The sequence below is a fragment of the Crinalium epipsammum PCC 9333 genome, from assembly GCF_000317495.1.
Taxonomy (GTDB): Bacteria; Cyanobacteriota; Cyanobacteriia; order Cyanobacteriales; family PCC-9333; genus Crinalium; species Crinalium epipsammum.
In genome coordinates this window covers 5070549-5092195 of record NC_019753.1, presented here as the reverse complement: position 1 = coordinate 5092195, position 21647 = coordinate 5070549, and the positions used below count along the sequence as shown (strand labels likewise).

The 21647-nt window shown below is 40.3% G+C and carries 13 protein-coding genes; 4 read left to right on the top strand and 9 right to left on the bottom strand.

Going from position 1 to position 21647, the window contains the following annotated elements; genetic code table 11:
• Nucleotides 1–10: 10 nt before the first annotated feature.
• The 5 genes from CRI9333_RS25240 to CRI9333_RS25235 form a co-directional block, all read right to left on the bottom strand.
• The gene (locus CRI9333_RS25240) at nt 11–1552 is read right to left on the bottom strand and encodes a DUF4331 domain-containing protein (protein WP_015205384.1); all 1542 of its coding nucleotides are present in this window, start codon (nt 1550–1552) and stop codon (nt 11–13) included.
• A 293-nt stretch (nt 1553–1845) separates the two neighbouring features.
• The gene (locus CRI9333_RS22110; protein WP_041226922.1) at nt 1846–2742 is read right to left on the bottom strand and encodes a glycine betaine ABC transporter substrate-binding protein; all 897 of its coding nucleotides are present in this window, start codon (nt 2740–2742) and stop codon (nt 1846–1848) included.
• 147 nt (nt 2743–2889) lie between these two features.
• On the bottom strand, nt 2890–3600 hold the full coding sequence (locus tag CRI9333_RS22105) for an ABC transporter permease (protein ID WP_015205382.1): 711 nt from the start codon (nt 3598–3600) through the stop codon (nt 2890–2892).
• Entirely contained in the window at nt 3576–4328 is a 753-nt protein-coding gene (locus CRI9333_RS22100; RefSeq protein WP_015205381.1) for an ATP-binding cassette domain-containing protein, read from the bottom strand. The genes CRI9333_RS22105 and CRI9333_RS22100 overlap by 25 nt, the downstream gene beginning before the upstream one ends.
• A gap of 78 nt (nt 4329–4406) precedes the next feature.
• Nucleotides 4407–5978, bottom strand: a complete 1572-nt coding sequence (locus CRI9333_RS25235; RefSeq protein ID WP_015205380.1) for a sensor histidine kinase — start codon at nt 5976–5978, stop codon at nt 4407–4409.
• A 267-nt stretch (nt 5979–6245) separates the two neighbouring features.
• Here CRI9333_RS25235 and CRI9333_RS22090 point away from each other — a divergent pair, with 267 nt between their 5' ends.
• The gene (locus tag CRI9333_RS22090; protein WP_015205379.1) at nt 6246–7466 is read left to right on the top strand and encodes a DUF790 family protein; all 1221 of its coding nucleotides are present in this window, start codon (nt 6246–6248) and stop codon (nt 7464–7466) included.
• A gap of 75 nt (nt 7467–7541) precedes the next feature.
• On the opposite strand, the gene CRI9333_RS22085 is transcribed toward CRI9333_RS22090, so the two are convergent.
• The 4 genes from CRI9333_RS22085 to sufU all read right to left on the bottom strand — a co-directional run bounded on the left by CRI9333_RS22085 (nt 7542) and on the right by sufU (nt 11175).
• Nucleotides 7542–8747, bottom strand: a complete 1206-nt coding sequence (locus CRI9333_RS22085) for an aspartate aminotransferase (RefSeq protein WP_015205378.1) — start codon at nt 8745–8747, stop codon at nt 7542–7544.
• Nucleotides 8748–8838: 91 nt separating this feature from the next.
• Complete coding sequence (locus CRI9333_RS22080) at nt 8839–10038, bottom strand: iron-containing alcohol dehydrogenase family protein (RefSeq protein ID WP_015205377.1); 1200 nt, start codon at nt 10036–10038, stop codon at nt 8839–8841.
• Nucleotides 10039–10167: 129 nt separating this feature from the next.
• Nucleotides 10168–10686 (bottom strand): Ycf51 family protein, encoded by a 519-nt coding sequence (locus CRI9333_RS22075; RefSeq protein WP_015205376.1) that lies wholly within the window; start codon nt 10684–10686, stop codon nt 10168–10170.
• Between the two features lie 6 nt (nt 10687–10692).
• Nucleotides 10693–11175: a Fe-S cluster assembly sulfur transfer protein SufU gene (sufU, locus tag CRI9333_RS22070; RefSeq protein ID WP_015205375.1), complete on the bottom strand. Its 483-nt coding sequence runs from the start codon at nt 11173–11175 to the stop codon at nt 10693–10695.
• Nucleotides 11176–11459: 284 nt separating this feature from the next.
• Here sufU and CRI9333_RS22065 point away from each other — a divergent pair, with 284 nt between their 5' ends.
• The 3 genes from CRI9333_RS22065 to CRI9333_RS25230 all read left to right on the top strand — a co-directional run bounded on the left by CRI9333_RS22065 (nt 11460) and on the right by CRI9333_RS25230 (nt 21581).
• A complete protein-coding gene (locus tag CRI9333_RS22065) occupies nt 11460–12008 on the top strand; it encodes a hypothetical protein (RefSeq protein ID WP_015205374.1) in 549 nt (182 codons plus the stop codon).
• A gap of 512 nt (nt 12009–12520) precedes the next feature.
• Nucleotides 12521–14335, top strand: coding sequence for an SLBB domain-containing protein (locus tag CRI9333_RS22060; RefSeq protein ID WP_157462372.1), 1815 nt, complete (start codon nt 12521–12523; stop codon nt 14333–14335).
• A gap of 772 nt (nt 14336–15107) precedes the next feature.
• Complete coding sequence (locus CRI9333_RS25230) at nt 15108–21581, top strand: translocation/assembly module TamB domain-containing protein (protein ID WP_015205372.1); 6474 nt, start codon at nt 15108–15110, stop codon at nt 21579–21581.
• The last annotated feature ends 66 nt before the right edge of the window (nt 21582–21647 follow it).

The window sequence follows — 21647 nt, the reverse complement described above, 5'->3', positions numbered from 1 at the left end:
AGTTATCTACTTAGTTGGGTGGAGCAAGATAGGGGAAGCTGGGTACTAACTCTTTATGACCTTGTGCAGGGTTACCAGGTGTGCCATTGTAGGACACGTTATCAGTAGCCGCCGGATTATTAGTTAACACTTTTAAAGTCAGGTCAATAACATCATCCTTGAGCTTTCTCCCACAGATAGGGCTACCCATAGTATTCAAGCAACTTGCTGGGATGGTTACATCATAGTTGCTGGCTTGGCTTGTATCGATCCGCATGACATCAGGCAGAAAAGCACGAGTCAATGCGGTGGCACGAGTCTGATCATTACCCAGTGCGAGCAACGTTCTATTAGCCTCAGCTAAAATCTCATTAGCTAGTGCTCGTTGACTTGCATTTAAACCCCCAGTAGGTTGTGCTGGTGCTGGTGCTGGTGCTGGTGCTGGTGCTGGTGCTGGTGCTGGTGCTCGTTGCCCCCTGAAGATTCCCCCCACACTCCTTGGGGCGCTTACAACCGGACTAGGTTGTACTGGTGCTGGTGCTGGTGCTGGTGCTGGTGCTGATGCAGTTTGTGGTGCTACATTACCCAATGCAGCAGCTTCAAAATCTGGCCCAACCATGTTTAAAGCATTTAGGTAGTCATTACTGACGATTAAACCTTCGTTGACTGCTGGTCGAGCTAGCCTTTCAACCTGAGTGAACGCACCACTACCAGAAGAGTCGTGTGAAATAGTTTCCCAAACATCGAAGGTTGTTGCAGAGGATGACCCTTGTAACACAGATATTGGAACTGTCATAGCGATCGCATTGACGTTTACATCTTTGAAGTCGTCAATAGCTGTCTGAGGGGAACGGAAACCTACCTTATCCCCAAACCCTGCTAGACCTGCACGCACTCGGAAGAACTGCTCAACATCAAAAAAGAATGGATCTTCCCGTAGACCAGCAAACACAGATAATGTTGATCCTGCCACTGCTACGGGGGTAACATTGGCGGTATTAGTATTTACGGGAGTAGTTGTGCCTGCGTTAACCTTATTAGCTACTATTTGACCATCACGGATTACTGTTAATAGGATCTGCTGTTGCTTAAAAGGGTTACTACCAGTAGGTTCACTAAATTCAAATCGCAGAATTACGTCAGGATTTGCATAAGCGGTAGTAGGCGAGGCATTTTTATCTGCAACGCGCTTTACTTTAAACTCGTAACGCGCTCTATTACTAAAATAGTAAGGCTGACGAGGCATTGAGCGTGGGTTGGTATTCATTATAAATACCAAGTTGCCAGTAGGAGCATTAGGATTTTGATCTTGTGCTCGGAACACGAACAAATCTGTTAAGTTTAAGTTGCGTCCTTTGGTATCAGTTTCGCCATCGTCATGGTCAGAAGCTCTGAGGTAGCTAGGGGTAGTTGCAGCGATTAAAGCCAAGCCCAAGGCTAATGCACCCAATCCGAGTGTTTTTTTAAGATTTTTACTGGAGCTACCTAAGACGAGGCGTTGTAAAAATGCTTTAGGGGAAGTAATTGTTTTTGTCACGTTGTTCCTTACTACTAGATCGTGAAAAATTAACATTAATATAATTTTCAATAAAAATGTTAATTTTTTTTGTTTGCCTAGATATTATCTTACAAGACAGAAAATTTTAAAAAATAGTTCCCTACTTTTTAATATCCATCATAGCCAACTATCAATCGAAATTTGATAGCTTTTCTGCCTTGCATTTGATACAATATCACTTTTTAGGATCAAAAGTCTATTAGATTTGTCTATTATATTTAAAATCAACCTTACGACGTATTACAGTAGGCTAGATTATTTTAACCTGTAGTTTTTACACCTTCTACGTAGAACATTTCAATCACGTTTTAGGTGAGTGTTTTGGATAGGCTTTTAGATTGTAAAAATTCTCTGACTACATCTTCAACTTTACGAAATTCTCCATCAACTTGATAATTCATTTGTCGCATATCTGATTCAGAAATTAAGCCTTCTAACTGGTTGAAAGCAGATTGCAATTGGGGGTATTTTTGTAATGTTTCTTGCCGTACTACTGGTACGGCTTGATAGGGTGGAAAGTAGTTTTTATCATCTTTTAAGACAAGTAATCTTAAGGTTTGAATTTGTCCATCTGTGGAGTTACCTGCAACTAAATCAACTTTTTGATTAACTAACGCCCGATACATTAATCCTAAATCCATCACTTGAGGCGGTTTTGCAAATTTGAAATTATAAGTTTTAGCTAACCCTGGAAAACCATCGGCACGTTCTAAAAATTCATAGCCAACTCCTGCTTGCCACTGTGGGGTATATTTACTAGCTTCGGATAGTGTTTTTATCTGTAAGCGTTGAGCATCGCTACCCCTAATAATCATCGCAAAGGTGTTATTAAAGCCTAGAGGGTGAGTTACTGCTAAGTTGAATTTTTTGGCGTATTCTTGTTTAACTTGCTGATAAACTTGTTGGGGGTTAGTAATAGTTTTTTGGTTTAAGATGGCGGTGAATGCAGTTCCGGTGTATTCTACATAAGCATCAAGTTGACCAGATTGTAACCCTTTATGACAAATGAAAGTGCCTCCTAAGTTTAAGCGGCGTTTGACTTTTAATTGGGTGGTGTTTTCAATTTGTTGGGCTAAAAGTTCTCCTAAGATAACTTGTTCAGTAAAGTTTTTTGAGCCGATAACAATATCACCCTTACTGCTGGTATTTTGTTGAGGGGTACAACTGGCGATCGCTAATATTAAAATTATTGGTAAAATTAACAATAAATTCCTGGTTTTACCCCTCCCCAACCCTCCCCTTATCAAGGGGAGGGAGCGCAATTTGTTACTTACCCACAAAATAGGGGGGGATTGAGTTTTGTTAATTTGCAATTTTTGTAGGAAGTATAATAATTTTTTCAATTTACTTATTTATCTTTTCAACGTTAGTAAGCGTTCAATCCAACCAAGGGCAAAATCTGCTGCTAAGGCAATCAAAGCTGCGGGGACAGCACCAGCAAGAATTACTTGATTGTTTACCATTGATATACCCCGAAATATAAATACGCCCAATCCATCAGCACCAATTGCAGGAGCAATTGTAGCAATACCAATAGCAATTACAGTAGCAACTCGCAAACCTGCTAAAATTACTCCCAATGATAAAGGTATTTCAACTTGTAATAGTAATTGCCAATCAGTCATGCCCATACCTTTGCCAGCTTCACGAATTGCTGGATCAACGTTAGTAATACCAGTGTAGGTATTACGAATAATTGGTAGTAATGAGTAAAGAGTTAATGCAACAATTGCGGGAGTGTTGCCAATTCCTCCTAGAAAGGGAACTGAAATTAAAAAACCAAAGATTGCTAAACTCGGAATTGTTTGAACTATGTTGGCAAAACCTAATACTAGCTTAGTAAATTGCGGTTTACGGGTGATTAAAATACCTAGTGGGATGCCTAATAAGGTCGCAATTGCAATAGAAATGCCAACTAGCAATAAGTGGTTGCCCGTTTGTACGAGTATTTCTGAACCATAACGGATTAGAAAGAAGTCTTGCAATTTTGTCAACTCCCCACTGAATTGTTTTGTGCGATCGCGCAAGCGCTGACTTGTCAGTTCGCATTCGAGCCCAAGCATTGCATAAAAGCACGCGCCTCTGGTTCCTGAGATTTTAGAAACTCAGCAGGTGTATCTAATACTACTAATTTTCCTTGATTCATTAAACCAATTCTTGATGCTAGAGTGAACGCTTCCTGTATATCATGGGTAACAAATATAACTGTTTTTCCTAATTCTTGCTGTAAACGTAAAAATTCACGCTGAATTTCTAGGCGTGTAATTGGATCTAATGCCCCAAAAGGTTCATCCATTAACATTAAAGGCGGATCAGCAGCTAAAGCTCGTGCTACACCAATTCGTTGTCTTTGCCCCCCAGAAAGTTCGTGGGGATAGCGACTGGCAAATTTTTCTGGCTCTAAACCTAGCAAATGTAAAAGTTCATAAACACGGGTTTTAATTTGCTTAGGTTTCCAGGCTTCTAAAGATGGTACTAACCCAATATTACGTTCAACTGTAAAATGTGGAAATAAGCCTGTTTCTTGAATAACATAGCCAATATTACGGCGCAATTTTATCGGATTCCATGCCGTTGTGGGAACTCCATTAACTATCACTTCGCCTGTAGTTGGTGTTAGTAAACTATTAATTAGCTTCATGGTTGTTGTTTTACCACTACCGCTACGACCTAATAATACTAATATTTCTCCCCTAACAACTGAAAAATTTAGATTTGATACTAAAGGTTGCTGGCTTGGGCAATAAGTGACATCGCGAAATCTAACAGAAATTTCATTGGCTGATAGCATGATTAATTAGCAATTATTAATTCAGAACTTACTCAAAAAATAAATTTTAGGAACGGTTTCACCTATTTAAGTATGTTTTTATATTGATACGTGATATGTGGGTAGAGAAACAGTAAAACTTGTACCTACGCCTACCTCACTTTCAAAGGAAATTCTGCCCTGATGTAATTCTACTGCTTGCTTAACAATTGCTAAACCTAAGCCTGTTCCTGAAATATTGCCAACATTACTGGCTCGATGGAAAATTTCAAAAAGATGATGCTGTTCAGATATCGGAATACCTATGCCTTGATCTTGAACATTAATTATAGTTTGTTGATTGTTACAAATAATATTTACCTGAATAATTGCTCCTTCGGGAGAGTACTTAAAGGCGTTGGATACTAAGTTGGTTAAAATTTGTCGCATAAGCTTGCAATCCATTTCTACAGTGCTACACTCTCCGCGAATCTCGAAGAGCAATTTATGTTTTTTGCGGTCTGCGAAAGATATTTCATCAATTATCTCTCTGCAAAATACTTCTAAGTTAAAATCTGTGATGTTTAAACTCAGTTTACCTGCTTCGACTTTACCCATAAATAGTACATCTTCCAGCAGTAAAGTCATATTTTTTACTTGTGTTTGGATTTTATTAAGATGTTGTAACTTTCTTTCTTCACTAAATTTATGACCAAAAGATTTGAGTAAATCACTAGATGAGTAAATAGTTGCTAGTGGAGTGCGAAACTCGTGAGAAGCCATTGTAATAAAACGAGACTTTAGCTCACTTAGTTCTTTTTCTTTTTCCAAAGCTTTATGGAGTTCTTCTTCTGCTATTTTGCGCTCAGTAATATTTTGGATTTGAGCAATAAAATATAAAGGTTTACCTAAATGTTGGTCGTCATCCTCGTTGTTGAAGGTTTCACGCATTAGGGATTTACTTAATACAATCCATACTATATGTCCATCTTTGTGGATATATCGCTTTTCTTGGTGGTAGTAGTTGGCTTGTCCATTCAGCAGCAGATGAATATTTTTCCAAGAGGTATCAACATCATCTGGGTGGGTAATGCTCTGAAAATTCATACCAAGTAATTCTTCTTCAGAATACCCCACAATATTGCAAAAATAACGATTAACTTTAAACCAATGACCATCTAAATCTGCTAATGCTAGTCCTGTAGCAGCATTGTCAAAGGAACTCCAGAAGCGTTCTTCACTTTTGCGTAATTCTCCTTCTACAAGCTTGCGAGTAGCATTTTCACTTTTAAGATGTACGTTAACTGCTTCTAATTGTGCAGGATTTTGTAAAGCTAATGCTAGCGGTATTAGGGGGATAAGCTTCACTGCTGTATAAGCTGAAATGACGGCGGTAATTGCTTTGAGTAAACCTGCTATCCAATAATTAGGATGCCAAAGCGTCCACACTTCCATGAGGTGAGTGGTTCCGCAAGCAAAGATGAAAGCTATAAATAACAGAAATATGCCGTTAAAGGGTAAATCTTCCCGCTTGCGGACAAAATATAGTAGGGTTATAGGAATGGAATAATAAGCTAGGGCAATTAAAGAGTCAGATATGATATGCAGCCCTACCAACCCAGGTTTCCAAAGATAGCAGTGTCCGTGCGGAATAAACGGGCTTTCAGTTAGAAAATTTAATAATTTGATCATATAAATTCAATAAATTTATGGTTATTGACTAAGCAATAGAGGAATTTGGCTAGAGAGGAATTAAACTACGAACTTTTTCGGTAATAGCTTTTTTAAAGTTTTCTACACTGGGATAAGCTGGGAACTGCTCTTAGTCAGAGATAATGTATAAGATGTATTATCTGTTAAATCATGACTATTGTGGAATGTTATTAGTATTGGTAAATACTAGCAATTACTATAAATTGGGATTGTTTAAGTATTTCTACTTATCTATTTTTATCAACAATGTTACCAACAGAGTTACTGATACACCGTCAGAATGGGGAGGCGATCGCACCGAAGCGGTTAACGATAGATAATAATAATATTGCGATCGCACTAGATTTAATTGAGTGTTTCCAAGAAGCTGTTGGCAATACTCAAGGTAAACTAGATCAACAGCTATTAGATATAGAAGGGGAACGTCCTGATTTTCGGGTAATTAGAGGATTAGCACATTTACTAAAAGGTGATGCTTTTAGTAAGTTTGAAATTGTTAGTCCGCTAGAACCACAACAGTTAAGAGAGAAAGTATATAGTCTTGCTGCTAAATCTGTTCCGAGTCTGGAAGCATCGGAGAAAACACTTGTTACTTTAGCAAATACCCTAAGTCAAGAATTAGAAAGAGAAGTTTTACCTGTGCATATTCGCACTGGTTTATATGCAGATTTACCCGATAATCGGATTTTGACGCAATTTGAAGCACCAGTAGCGGAAGCGTTGTTGCATCGGTATAATTTATCGCAAGTGCAAGGGGTATTTTACCGCGCTAGTAATATAACTTTAAATGCTCACCGTAATGTCCCTGGTGAGTATAAGTTGTTGTTTCGATATCTAAAATTATTTCAATTAATGGCTTATATCGAAGGAGATGCGGATCATGGTTTTACTATTACGGTAGATGGTCCTACCAGTTTATTTAAGCCTAGTACAAGATATGGACTGGCGATCGCCAAATTACTTCCAGCACTTTTGCACGTTACCAAATGGAGTTTAGCTGCAACATTACAAAATCGTGATTTTTATACAGGTAAAGCTAAAACTGGCAAATTTAGCCTTAATTCTGATTGTGGTTTAGTCAGTCACTACCCACCAGATAAGCCTTATGACAGTATGATTGAGGCATCATTTGCTAACCGTTGGGAATCATTAAAAACAGATTGGGTATTAGAAAGGGAAGTTAATTTAATTCCAATTCCTGGTAGTGTAATGATTCCAGATTTTCGTTTAGTACATCCAGATGGACGAATATTTATCTTAGAAATTGTTGGTTATTGGCGACCTGAATATTTACAGAAAAAATTCTCACAAGTACGCCAATCTGGTTGTGATAATTTAGTTTTAGCTATTTCAGAACGGCTGAATTTAGAGAAAGCAGGGGTTAAGGTTGAGAATGTACCTGCAAAAGTTGTTTGGTTTAAAGATAAATTATCGCCTAAAGCAGTATTAGAAGTGATAGATTCTTAGCTATACAGCGATCGCTCCCAGGTTTAACCTGAAAACGATCACACTGAAGAGCAATGCAACATAAAGCCATCAAAGTTAGCTAGAAAGAAGTGCTTCAGGTTGATAACGAATGTTAGCTGCTTCTAAACGCTGTAATGCTTCACCTAAGCGATCGCACTCTGCAATTAAACTAATTCTTACATAGCCTTCGCCACCAGTACCAAAAGCATTACCAGGAGTCATAACAACTCCAGTTTCTTGCAATACTGATAAAGCAAAATCAGTTGAAGTCATCCCTGGAGGACAAGGAACCCATAAATACATGGTTGCTTTTGGTTTAGGAATTTTCCATCCTAACTTTTCTAACCCTGCAATTAAAAAGTCCCGACGTTCGCGGTAACGATCTTGCACTTGGGTAACAAATTCATCTGGCATTTGTAAAGCGGTTTCTGCTGCTGATTGTAAAGCAGCAAAAATGCCATAGTCCAAGTTAGTTTTTAGTGTGCGTAACCCTTGAATAATATGTTGATTTCCGACAACAAAACCAACTCGCCAACCTGCCATATTATAGGTTTTTGATAGGGTATGAAATTCTACTCCAATTTCCTTAGCACCAGGAATTTCTAATAAGCTGGTTGGTTGATAACCATCAAAAGCTAATTCTGCATAGCATAAATCGTGAACTAACAGAATTTCATAATGACGAGCAAAATCAACTATTTCTTCAAAAAATTCGCGGGGTGCAGTTGCCCCTGTAGGATTACTAGGATAGTTGAAAAACAGAATTTTAGCTTGTCTAGCTACATCATCAGGAATTTCAGATAAATCAATTACCCAATCTTTCTCTGGCTTCAAGATCATACTGTGGACAGTAGCGCCAGCAATGATAGGACCGCGAAAATGTACAGGGTAAGAAGGACTGGGTACTAAGACGACATCGCCAGGGTTAAGATATGCCAGGGCAAGATGACCTAAACCTTCCTTGGAACCCAGTAAAGGTAACGCTTCACTATCTGGATCGAGTTTTACGTTGTAGCGACGATTATACCAAGTGGTAATTGCACGCCTGAAGTTGGCAGTACCTTCAAAAGGGGGATAACCGTGATTATTAGGGTTCTGCAAAGCTGCGATCGCAGATTCAATTACTGGTTGAGGGGCTGATCCATCAGGATTCCCCATTCCTAAATCAATTAAATCTAGTCCTTGTTCACGCGCTATGGCTTTGAGTTCGTCTAAGCGGGCAAATACATAAGGCGGGAGGGCAGAGAGGCGTTTGGCTGGGGTAATCCAATCTAAAGTCATTGGCAACGGATGGTTAACGGATGTAACGGATATATTACTTGTTTGGGGTTAACGGATGTAACGGATATATTACCGTTAAGATCTGCAAGTTTTAACTATCCGTGTCTTCGCATCCCTGGTTTGCGGTGCTATTTATTGCTGCTATACCTAAATTAGAACGTCCCGTTTCGACTGGTGTTGTTGTAGATACCATTGCTGCCATTAATTGATCTGGCACAATCTGAAATGGTAGTCGATGGATATCAGAATTAGGGTTACAGGCGATTTCAGCAGCGTGTCGTAGCTGTGTTAGTGTGATTTCTCCTAAACCTAAATCATCTAAGGTTTGAGGTAGGTTAATTTCAGCATAGAACTTTAATAATTGTTGCCGTGCGGTTGCTGCTAGTTTGTTACCCTGTACCATTTCTTCTAGGCGCAGTTGTACCAAAATTCCGTATGCCACTTTTTCGCCGTGTAAAGCGTTGTGGCTTCCTGGTAGGTGGGTTAAGCCGTTATGGACTGCATGGGCTGCGACTGTACGGCATTGCGCCCCGCCTAAGCCACCGATGACACCAGCTAGTAAGACAGTGGCGTTTACTACTTCTTGCCAAACTGTACTTCCTGGTTCTTTGAGTGCTGCGGCTGATTTTTGGAAGAGAAGATCGCGCAAGACTCTTGCTTGTTGGACTGCGGCAATAATTAAGGTTTGTTCAGAATTGCCACTGCTAACAGATGCTTCGTACCATTTGGCGATCGCATCCCCAATTCCAGCTACTAAGGTACGCTGTGGGGCTGTTTGTATTAAGTTGTAATCGAGAATTAATAAGTCAGGACATTTAAGCAGGGAAACATCATATAAAAATGCACCCTCGTCAGAATAAACGTTAGAAAGTGCTGTCCAAGCAGCGCAAGTAGCGGCTGATGTGGGAATAGTTACAACTGGTAATTGACATTGGTAAGCAATTAATTTGGCTGTGTCTAATGCTTTACCACCACCAACACCGATAATTACGTCAGCTTGATGATTTGCTACGGCTTGTTTTAAAGATTCTAAACTAGCTTCACTGCAATCGGGAATGTAAGCTGCCTCAGCAACTTGCAGTTCCATATTTAGGAGGGGTTGCAGTTGCGGAGTGTCAGCAAGAGTGCGATCGCCTCGGACAACTAAGGGACGTTTGCCTAAGCGTGCGATCGCACTTTTCGCTTGTTGCAACGCATCTGTACCTTGCAGCACTTGAGATGGTGCTACTGTCAGGCAAAGCAACGAGTTAGTAGTTTGGCTAGATAAGGCTGATGAGGATTGATAGGGCATATATATAAGTTCGCGCGACCTCAATTACACTATATCCTCATCCTCTTAAATTAGCCTTCCATCTGAAATGCAGCAAGCTTGATTAAACAACTAGATCCCCAATTTAAAGCAGTCAGAGATCTGAGCATTCTAAGCATTAGGATGAGGCAATTTAGCGAAATTGTCGTGATAAATTTTGATCGATAACTGATCATCTTCACGACTAGAAAGCGATGGCTTTGCCTCACCCAGCAATAAAGGTTCTGAAACACCTTCAGTAGGATGAATAATTGTCCGCGCACGGATATTTAGTTGAGTTTGATTTTGTCCTAAACGTCCGTAAGAAAACAAATTATTTGCAGCTTGACGCAGAGTTGCTTCTAATTGTGTTTCAGTAATATCAGGTTTGACAGCAATTACTGCTTGTGTTCCCCCAGTATCGTAAGTCAGGGAGTAGCGTACTGCTCCTGGGACGGGTGTGTGAGTTAAAGGTGCTAAACTCAGGGCAAATAAACCACCTGTAAGGACGCACATAAATCCAGTAATTCCCACAAACCGGAACCGCACGCCCCATTTGAGAATTAATGCTAGTACTGTGATCGCAGCACAAAGTAATGTTAAGATACCTGACCACTTAGTGATGTTGAGGAAATCGGCGGTTGTGAGCATAACAGCTTAAGCTTCTTCTTTCTCGTTACTAATAAAGCCATCTGGCTGTGTACTATTACTAGATTCCAGCGCAGCTTTTAATGTGTGCCAAGTGAGGTTAGCACATTTAATTCTTACTGGAAATTGGGACACGCCTTGCATGACGTTGAGTTTACGCTGTTCTTTAGGAAACTCGACTTCTCCCTTCATCATTTGTTGGAAGCGTTGCACCATTTCCAAGGCTTCCTCTACACTTTTACCCCGCAGGGTATCAGCCATTAAGTCAGCAGATGCGATCGCGATCGCGCAGCCTTCACCTTCAAACTTTACATCTTCAATGCGGTTAGCTGCATCATTCAACTGCAACGTCAACTCAATCGTATCGCCGCAGGAAGGGTTATGCCCTTTCTGATACCGATGTACTGGGTTAGTTTTGCCCTTGTGTCTGGGCTTCTTGTAGTGTTCTAGGATAACTTGTTGGTAGAGATCCCGTAAATTGCCCAATGTCATGATTGGATAGTTATAACCTGCAATAAATTATTTGAGTTGTCTCGATCCTATAGCATCCCCAAAACTTACGCAGTGTTGCACCTGTGACCAAGATAGTCACACTACCAGGACAAAGCTTTCTAGACTAAAAAGCTCAAATCATAATATCTACCTATAGGCAGATTACAGCAAGTCGCTTTATATTTACTTCTGACAGATGAAACTATAGTCATTAAAGGGTAATTTATAGATAAAAGCCAATTTTGACTTAAAAATTAGATTATAAGAGTTGGGTAAAATCAGCCATGAAACTCACCTATTTAGCCAAATATCTCCCGTTATTTATAGCTGTTGCTATCTTAGCTCCTGCTCAAAATACCAAAGCTCAAACAAGAGTTCTCAAGATAGTACAACCTCCCCAAACTCAAACAGTAGTTCCCACGCCAGCGACTACTAAAGAAGGAATTCCTACTTATGGTTCTGAGTATGCCTACGACCGTTATATGCGGCTGGGATATGCAGCTACTCAAAGAAAAGACAACCAAGCAGCTTTATCTTATTTCAAGTTAGCACTTCAAGAACGCCCTAGCGATCGCTACGCGACTATTGCTTATTGGAATATGGTGGATTTGGTTAAAGGTAAAAAATCACCGTCAGCAAAGAAAGTAGCAGAAACTAAATATCAGCGTTATATGAGAATAGGTTATGACGCTACCAACAAGAAGAAATATCAGACAGCTTTAATTAATTTTAAACGGGCATTAAAAGAGCGTCCAGGTGATTTTTATGCCAGCCAAGCATTACGCAATGTCCAAACATATACTAATACGGGGCAAAAAGTTGCTCGTAAGTAAAGGTTGTGGGCTGGTGATTGGTGAGTAGGAAGTTTAAAGTTAAATAGTTTTTAGACATCTCCAATAATGGTAGAGACGTTGTATACAACATCTCTACCATTATTTTAAGTTATGATTTATAATCATCAACTTTGGGAGTAGGTAAAGTTTGCTCTCTGCCTGATTCCCAAAGTCTTTTAAAAGAACTTTTCCTGAGAGCCACAAAAGTTGCTGTAACTGCTCATGGTAACTATTAGCATTGTTAATGAGAGCGAGTTAGTGTATCGGAAGTGCTATAAGTACAATTACTAATTTCAGAAAAAATATCCAAGCATCCTCTAATGCTGCCCATTATTTTTAAAGTGAACTTTTTTACTGAGAAGAGCGTCATTGTTAAAAGTCTGAATTTTAGGAATTAACTGATACTACTTTGGCGGTTTCAAGGATTCAGACGATTGGCGATGCACCAATTTTTAAGAGATTGTGCTAGCGTAAGCGCACGCAACCGATTTACCGCTATTAATACTTTCTATATGAACAGTACCGAATTGACAAACAGCCAAAAACTTCATGGGTCATTCCAATATTCAATTTTCTATTTGACGCTGCTGGCTTTCGTCATAGCAGCGATGCCAACCCCAGGTATGGCTCAACAGCCGAAAAAAAATGCCCCATTTAAACTGGCGCAAAGTGGAGGTGTACTAAGAGAAAGCGCTTATACATTGGGCGCAGGCGATCGCGTTCGTATAGATGTTTTTAATGTACCTGAGTACAGTGGTGAGTATCAGGTGCTAGTTGATGGTACAATCAATCTCCCGATTATTGGTGGCGTAACGGTTCAAGGAAGAAGTCTACAAACTGCAAGCACTGCCATTTCCAACCAATTCGCTCGATATCTCAAACGTCCTCTGGTGACAGTCAGCCTCCTAGCACCGCGTCCAGTCAAAATTGCTTTATCTGGGGAAGTAAATCGTGCTGGTTCTGTAGTAATTCCCTTTGGTGAAGGCAGACAATTTCCTACATTATCCCAAGCAATTCAACTAGCTGGAGGAACGACACAGGCAGGTAATATTCGCCAAGTGCAAGTACGCCGAAGAATTTCTCCTGGTCGTCAACAAGTGATTACTACTAATCTTTGGGATGTCTTGGAAAATGGTAATTTGGCTCAAGACATCACCTTGCGAGATGGAGACACAATTTTTATTCCGACAGTAGCTGCGGTTAGTGCATCTGACAGCAGACAAATAGCAAATTCCAATTTGGGGACACAGGTAACTGGGCCGATCAGAATTGCGATGGTAGGTGAAGTTTCTCGCCCTGGAACTTATAGTGTTCAACCCCAAAGTGCTGGAGGTAGTGGACAGGCTGGTGCTGGCAGACCCGCGACTTTAACACAGGCAATTCTATTAGCTGGTGGCTTAACACCATCAGCAGGGATTAGCCAAATCCAAATTCGTCGTCCTACAAGAAGTGGTTCAGACCGGGTACTGGTTGCCAACTTGTTGCAACTTTTGCAACAGGGCGATATCGGTCAAGATGTAATGTTGCAGGAAGGAGACACAGTGCTGGTTCCTACCCGCACTGATAATAATCCCGCAGAAGCAAGTATACTAGCAGCTTCCACATTGGCAACCCAGGTAACTGGCCCCCTCAAGGTAGCGCTGGTAGGTGAAGTAAATCGCCCTGGAACTTACGCAGTTAAGCCAGAGGCTGCTGGTCCTAATGGTACAAGCACTCCGCCTACGCTGACGCAGGCGATTCAAGGTGCTGGTGGAATTAAACCTACAGCTAATATCCGTGCCGTTGAGATACGGCGTAATAGCCGCAATGGTTCAGGACAAGTGATTACTGCCAATCTATGGCAACTATTGCAAAGTGGTGACTTCAGCCAAGATCTCCTGTTGCAGGAGGGAGATACCATCGTAGTGCCTACGGCAGCAAACCTTGACCCAAGAGAGGCAGAAGCATTAGCTCAATCTACCTTTTCTCCCGATAAAATTAGGGTGAGTATTGTAGGGGAAGTCAAACAACCAGGTGCAGTTGAATTGCCACCAAATACGCCATTAACCTTGGCTTTGCAGGCAGCAGGCGGATTTAACAATGGTCGCGCTCGTACCAATAGAGTTGATTTAGTTCGCTTAAACCCAGATGGTACAGTGACTAAACGTACCATTGGAGTTGATTTGTCACGAGGAATAGATCAACAGAACAATCCCGCTCTCCGCAATAATGACGTAATTGTGGTAAATCGTTCCAATCTAGCCACTATTGGCGATACTGTGGGAACAGTGTTGAATCCACTGGGTAGTATTTTCTCGTTATTCAACTTCTTGAGAATCCTCCGCTAACGGCATAGCTATATGATCTGAGGTAATTAACAAGTCGGCGGTATCATTTTTTGAGGTTAAAAATTTAAATTAACCGCAAATATCGCGCGAACTTCGCTTGCCCCAGGCTACGCAGATAAGTAGCACCACATCAAAAGAAAATCTTCCCCTCCCCGAATTTCGGGAAGGGGGCTGGGGTTTTACATTTTAAATTAAAATTATCTTCAATGCCTTGAATTAACCAAAATAAGAGCAGATTGCCTTATAATAAGTCAATTTTTAAGAATGACTAGGGATAATCTAGGTAACAGCGCACAGGAGCAATAAGGCTTGATTTAACGTCTATAGTAGAGATTGCTTTAAACTCGAAATGCAATTTTTTAATACCTAAATTTGCTGTAACTGTAGTTAGGTAAAAATACAGCGATCGCCAAAACAACTTGACAGTTAGTCAAAAATTGTAAGTAGAGGGGCATAGTTAAACTTCATCAGGTTTACGCAAAAAAACACGCGAGCAAGATGGCTGCACTACTGATATGGTCAAGGCAAGTTAATTTACCCTGTATGCAGTGTGACCATCTTGGTCACGCCCAGCTTTCTGTCTAAATCCTGACTTCAATTATCAATGACTGATGATCAATGACCAATTCCCAGTATGATCTTAAATTTAAATTTTACCTACCTATCTAGAATAATATTTCTGAATCTTCGCACTGTGATCTGTAACACTATATCTGTTACTCCTTAAGTATTGAATTTGATATTGTAACTCATGCAAGGGTGAGTATAAAAAATGAACAACTCCCCAAAGTTAGAAGAAAAAACAGAAAGCCGCTCAATGCCGCTTAACCAGCGTTTGACGCTGATCATATTAAATCGCCCCCCTAGCAGTAACATCGCTATTATTGTGCTGCTGACAATTTTAGGGGGATTAGGAGCAGCTTGGTTATATATTGAAACTCAGCTAGCGCCATTAGTTGAGCAAAATCTGACTCAGACGCTAAATAGACCTGTGCAGCTAGGTCACGTTGAAGGTTTTGGGTTCACAGGTTTACGGTTTGGTCGTTCAGCAGTACCCGCCACCCCTACTGATCCAGACCGCTTATCAGTTGAAGCGGTAGATGTGGGTTTCAATCCTCTAAAACTGCTGTTTGATCGCACCTTACAACTTGATGTCACTTTAGTTAAGCCAGATGCGTATATTGAACAGGATGCTGAACTGCGCTGGGTTTCGACCACTATTAAATCCGAAGAAAAGAAAGGTTTTATCAAAACTGACTTGCAAGTAGTGCGGATATCACAGGGAAATGTTGTACTATTACCATTTTCTCAATTACCAAGTGGTAGAACACCTGTTGTTATTACAAAAGTAGACGGGAATGCCAGCTTTTTCGATCAAAATCAAAGGATTAGTTTTGATTTAGAAGGTCAACCTATTGAGCAAGTTCAAAATCCTCAGTATAGACATTTAATTGTTAAGGGACAACATCTACGTCCAACTCAACAAACAAATTTAGTAGTTTCAGGGCAGAATTTACAGGCAAGTGCGATCACCCGCTTTGTTAAGTTACCTGCTGTTGGTCTGCTGGCGGGGGATGTGGATGGTAATTTAGAAATCAAACTGCAAGCAAAGCAACGTCCTTTATTATTTGGAACTGCTTATCTGAAAGCAGCAACTATAAAAATCGCCCAAGTTCCAAAACTTTTTAGTCAATCAACTGGTTATTTAGGTTTTAGAGGAACACAAATCCAGCTACAGAAAGTTGGTACAGTTTATGGTCAAGTTCCAGGTGTTGTTGCTGGGGTAATTGATACACAGTCAGGTTACAACATTGCTGCTCAAACAGCACCAGTAAGGGTAAATAATATCCTGAATACATTGGATCTAAAGTTACCAGTAGCGGCTTCAGGGGAAGCACAAGGAACTATTAACTTAACTGGAGCTTTGGATAAACCAATATTATCAGGAACAGTTGTTAATACTAAGCTAACCCAAGTTGACCGCATACGATTTAGAGATGTTAAAGCGAACTTTTCGCTGGTTAATAAGGTAGTTTCAATTACAGGATTGCAGGCATTCCCTGTTGTTGGTGGTCAGGTTACAGGGGCGGGTACAGTTCAGTTAGGTAAAAAAGCTGGTCTTGCTTTCAATTTTAATGGTAATAATTTGCCAGCAGATGCGATCGCACAAATTTATGGCTCTATACCTCCCATTAACCTTGGCTTAGTTGCAGCCCAAGGTCAAGTATCAGGTGTTGCTGGCAAACTTCAAACAGTTGTCAACTTTTCAGCACCAAATGCTACATATCCTGGTAGGGGTGAAGTAGTAATTACTCCAGAACGTACCATAGTTTTCCGCAATACTACTTTTCAAGTTGCAGGCGGAACAGTTACAGGGACAGGACAGCTAACTGATAAAAATTGGCAAGCGCAGATTCAAGCATCAAATGTGCCAGCACAAGGTTTAGTAGCATTAACTAAAAGGCAAGTACCGCCACAACTACAAAGAATAATATCGGGTAATTTCTTACTATCAGGAAGTAGAGGAACTTTTAAACCAGAAACAATTAACGGAACTGGTTCTGCACAGCTTCAAGTTGCAGGTGGTAGGATTACAGGGACTAATGTACTACTTAGAAATGGTCTGTGGCAAGGTAATTTTAATGCTAACAGTTTACAACTAGGGCAATTATCGCCACAAGCACCTGCAAATTTTAAAAATGGACAAATTACAGGGGATTTTAATTTAGCTGGCAGTTTAACAAATTTTCAAACATCAACCATTACTGGTGCTGGTACTGGGCGCTTACAGTTAGCTAATGGCAGTATTAGTAGCTCATCATTACAACTAAGTGATGGTCGCTGGCAAGGGAACTTTAATGCTAATAATCTGCAACTAGGGCAATTGTCGCCACAAGTCCCTGGAAATTTAAAGAGTGGACAATTAACAGGTAACTTTAATTTAGCTGGTAGTTTAGATTCGTTTAAACCTTCTACTATTAATGGTAGTGGTACTGGGCGTTTACGGTTGCCTACTGGTATTATTACTGCTTCATCTTTACAACTAAATGATGGTCGTTGGCAAGGTAATTTTAATGCTAATAATGTGCAGTTAGGGAAGTTGTCGCCACAAGTACCTCCAGCATTAGAACAAGGAAGGTTAGCTGGTAATTTTAACTTATCTGGTAGTTTAGATTCATTTAAACCCTCTACTATTAATGGCAGTGGTGTGGGGCGTTTGCAACTACCAACTGGTAATATTATTGCTTCAGGTTTACAACTAAATAATGGTGCTTGGCGAGGTAATTTTTTTGTTAATAATTTGCAGTTAGGAAAGCTTGCTAAACAAGTACCTGCAACATTGAAAAGTGGAGTAATTGCGGGTAATTTTAACTTAGCTGGCAGTTTAGCTTCTTTCCAACCTGCAACTATTACTGGTAGTGGTGCGGGACGTTTGCAACTATCTAGTGGTAATCTTGTTGCTTCTGGTTTACAACTGAGAAATGGTCGCTGGCAAGGTAACTTTACTGCTAATAATGTACAGTTAGGGCGATTATCACCACAAGTGCCTGTAGGTTTAAAACAAGGTGCGATCGCAGGTAATTTTAATTTATCTGGCAGTTTAGCTGATTTAAAACCATCCAGTATTGTTGGCACTGGGATAGGTAGTTTAAAATTACCCGATGGTACTATAAATGCTTCGGCTTTACAATTAAATAATGGTCGTTGGCAAGGTAATTTTGCTGTTAATAGTTTCCAAATAGGCAAGTTATCACCACAAGTACCTGCAAATTTAAAAACGGGAGAGTTGACAGGTAATTTTAACTTATCTGGCAGTTTAGCTGATTTAAAACCATCAAGTATTGTGGGAAATGGTACTGGTAGTTTAACATTGCCGGATGGTACTATAAATGCTTCTGCCTTACAATTAAATAATGGTCGTTGGCAAGGTAATTTTGCTGTGAATAGTTTCCAAATTGGGAAGTTATCGCCACAAGTATCAGAGGCTTTAAAAGCTGGAGAGTTAACAGGTAACTTTAATTTATCTGGCAGTTTATCTGATTTGAAACCATCAAGTATTGTGGGAAATGGTACTGGCAGTTTAACATTACCGGATGGTACTATAAATGCTTCCGCTTTACAGTTGCGGGGTGGTCGTTGGCAAGGTAATTTGGCTGTTAATAATTTACAAATCGGGAAATTATCGCCACAAGTACCAGAAAATTTAAAAACTGGAGAGTTAACAGGTAACTTTAATATCTCTGGCAGTTTAGCTTCTTTTCAACCATCAACTATTAGTGCTACTGGTGCTGGGAGTTTGAAATTACCAGATGGTACTATTACGGCTTCCGCTTTACAAGTAAATAATAATCGCTTGCAAGGTAATTTTGCTGTTGACAATGTAGATATAGCGCGTATTAGTCAGCTTCCCGCATTGCAACGCTTTCAAGAATTAGGTATAAAAGGACGGGTTACTGCAAATCTAAATGTGGCGACAAGATTAACAGCATTTGATCCAAAAGCTGTACAAGTTTCAGGACAGTTACGTTTAGAAGATTTTGCTGCTGAACAGTTAACTTTTGAGCGAGTTATGACAGGTGAAATTCAAGTAAAACCAGGACAAGGGGTAAACTTGCGGTTAGCGGGGGTTCAGGATCGAATTGAACTTGCGCTTTCACCTAGTTATAAACCTGAGTCATTTGCTGTGCGTTTGGGTGATGCGATCGCTAATGGTACAACTAAAGGCGATCGCCTACAAGTAGCCACCGCCAAAATACCAATTAGCCTAATCAAATCATTTGCGCCCTTACCCGCTAATATAGCTAGTCAACCCCTCTCTGGGCTGCTTTCGGGTAACTTTGACGTTAACCTCGCCACTCGTAACATCATTGGGCAAAATGTCCAAATCGACCAACCAATTATCGCCAGTATTAAAGGCGACAAATTAACTGGTAACTTTAGCTATATAAATGGAGTTGCCAAACTTACTGATGGTGATTTTCAACAAGGCGATAATAGATATTTCCTCAATGGCAGTGTCAGCCAAACCGCCCAAGGACCAGAATTTCAAGGACGACTAAAAGTTGCTAAAGGAGAAGTTCAAGATTTGCTCACTGCCTTACAAATCTTTGAATTACAAGACCTGATTAGCGGCTTTAAATCTCGCACCTACGGTAGTGCTGCTAATGTGCAACCCGCAGATAGAGGTTTACCAGATGCGCCCTTGATCGACCAGTTACGCCGCTTATCAGAAATAGAAGCATTAGTAGAACAACAGCTTGCCAAAAGAGAAGATTCTCCACTACCAGAACTCAGGGATTTAGCAGGGGCATTTAGTGGGGAAGTAAATATTGCTGGATCATTAAAAAGTGGCATCCGCACCAGTTTTGCCATTGACGGTCAAAATTGGAAATGGGATGAATATAAAGCCGATCAAGTCGTTGTTCAAGGCAGCTTTGATAAAGGCGTTCTGACTTTTCTACCATTACGGATTCAAACTGGCGAAAGCTTAGTAGCTTTTTCTGGAACCGTAGGCAGTGGTGAACAATCAGGTCAGTTACGAGTACAAAATTTCCCTGTTGAAGTACTCAATGATTTTGTAGATGTACCTGTTGATATTACAGGCAAGCTTAATGCCAGTGCTACCATTGCAGGAAATATTCAAAATCCTCGCTCTAGAGGAGAAATTAGCATAGCTGAAGGGACACTAAACCAAACAGCAGTTCAAGTAGCACAAGGCAGTTTTAGCTACGATGATGCTCGGTTGAATTTTTATAGTACAGCAATTGTTTCTGGAACCCAACCACTTCGGATAGATGGCAGCGTACCTTATAAGCTACCCTTTGCAACAAAGTTACCCACCAGCAATGAAATTAGCGTAAATATGAACGTGGAAAACGAAGGGTTAGCATTATTAAACTTGCTCTCTCGTGGACAAGTCGCTTGGGTTAATGGTGAGGGTAAAGTAAATCTTGCTGTTCGAGGAACAGTTGACCCCCTAGCAGGAAAAATTCAGCAACTCAATGCTAACGGAATTGCTGAAGTAAATAATGCCACACTTCAAGCGCAAGCATTCCCTGAACCTTTAACTGAAGTAACAGGACAAGTATTGTTTAATCTTGGTCAAATTAACGTCCAAAACTTACGGGGTAAGTTTAGTAAAGGTCAAGTAGTAGCTTCTGGAATACTTCCGATAACTCGCCCGCAGAAAGTAGAAAACCCCCTAACTGTTGCTCTCGATCAAATTGCGTTAAATATTAAAGGACGTTATAGCGGAGGTGTTAAAGGTAGCGCAGTATTCACAGGTACAGCATTAAATCCTAAAATTGGTGGTCAAATTGAATTAGTTAATGGTCAGGTACTATTAGAAGAAACACCCACCACTAACGCATCTGTGGCATCTGGTAGTACTGCTAAAACACAGGCAAATAGCGGTATAGCGGAGTTTAATAATTTAAAAATTAGCCTTGGGGATGGGGTACAAATTACACGCCCACCAGTGTTAAACTTTTTAGCTAAAGGCGATTTGACTATCAACGGTACTCTAGATAATATTCGCCCACAGGGGTCAGTAAAATTAGATCGCGGTCAAGTGAATTTGTTTACTACCCAATTTCGGTTAGCGGGTGGTTATACTCAAACAGCAGAGTTTTTGCCATCTCAAGGACTTGTACCCAACCTAGATGTGCGGCTAGTCGCGGTGGTTCCAGAAACTACTCGGCGGCAGATTCTTACAGATCCTTTATCTGCTGAAATTAGTGATATTCCTGCAACTAACTTAGGTGCTTTACGAACAGTACGCATTGAAGCCACAGTGATAGGTGCTGCTAATCAATTTGCCGAAAACTTAGAGCTAAAAAGTAATCCTGCTCGTAACGAAGCCGAAATTGTTGCTTTATTGGGTGGTGGTTTTGTGGATACTCTGGGTAGAGGAGATACTACGTTAGGTTTAGCAAATTTAGCTGGATCTGCTTTTTTGGGTAATATCCAAAATGTTGTTGGTAATGCTATTGGTTTGAGTGAGTTTAGATTATTCCCTACAGTAATTACTAACCCCAAAAATCGGACTTCGACATTAGGATTAGGTGCTGAAGCTGGATTTAATTTTACTCCTCAATTCTCGGCATCTATATTAACAAATCTAACTGCTGAACAGCTACCTCAATACAGTTTACGCTACCGAGTAAATGATGAGACTTTGTTGCGTGGTTCGACAGATTTATCGGGAGATAGTCGGGCAACTGTAGAGTATGAAAAGAGGTTTTAACAATTAACAATTAACAATTAACAATTAACAATTAACAATTATAGCAACCGTTAAGATGGTTAGGGC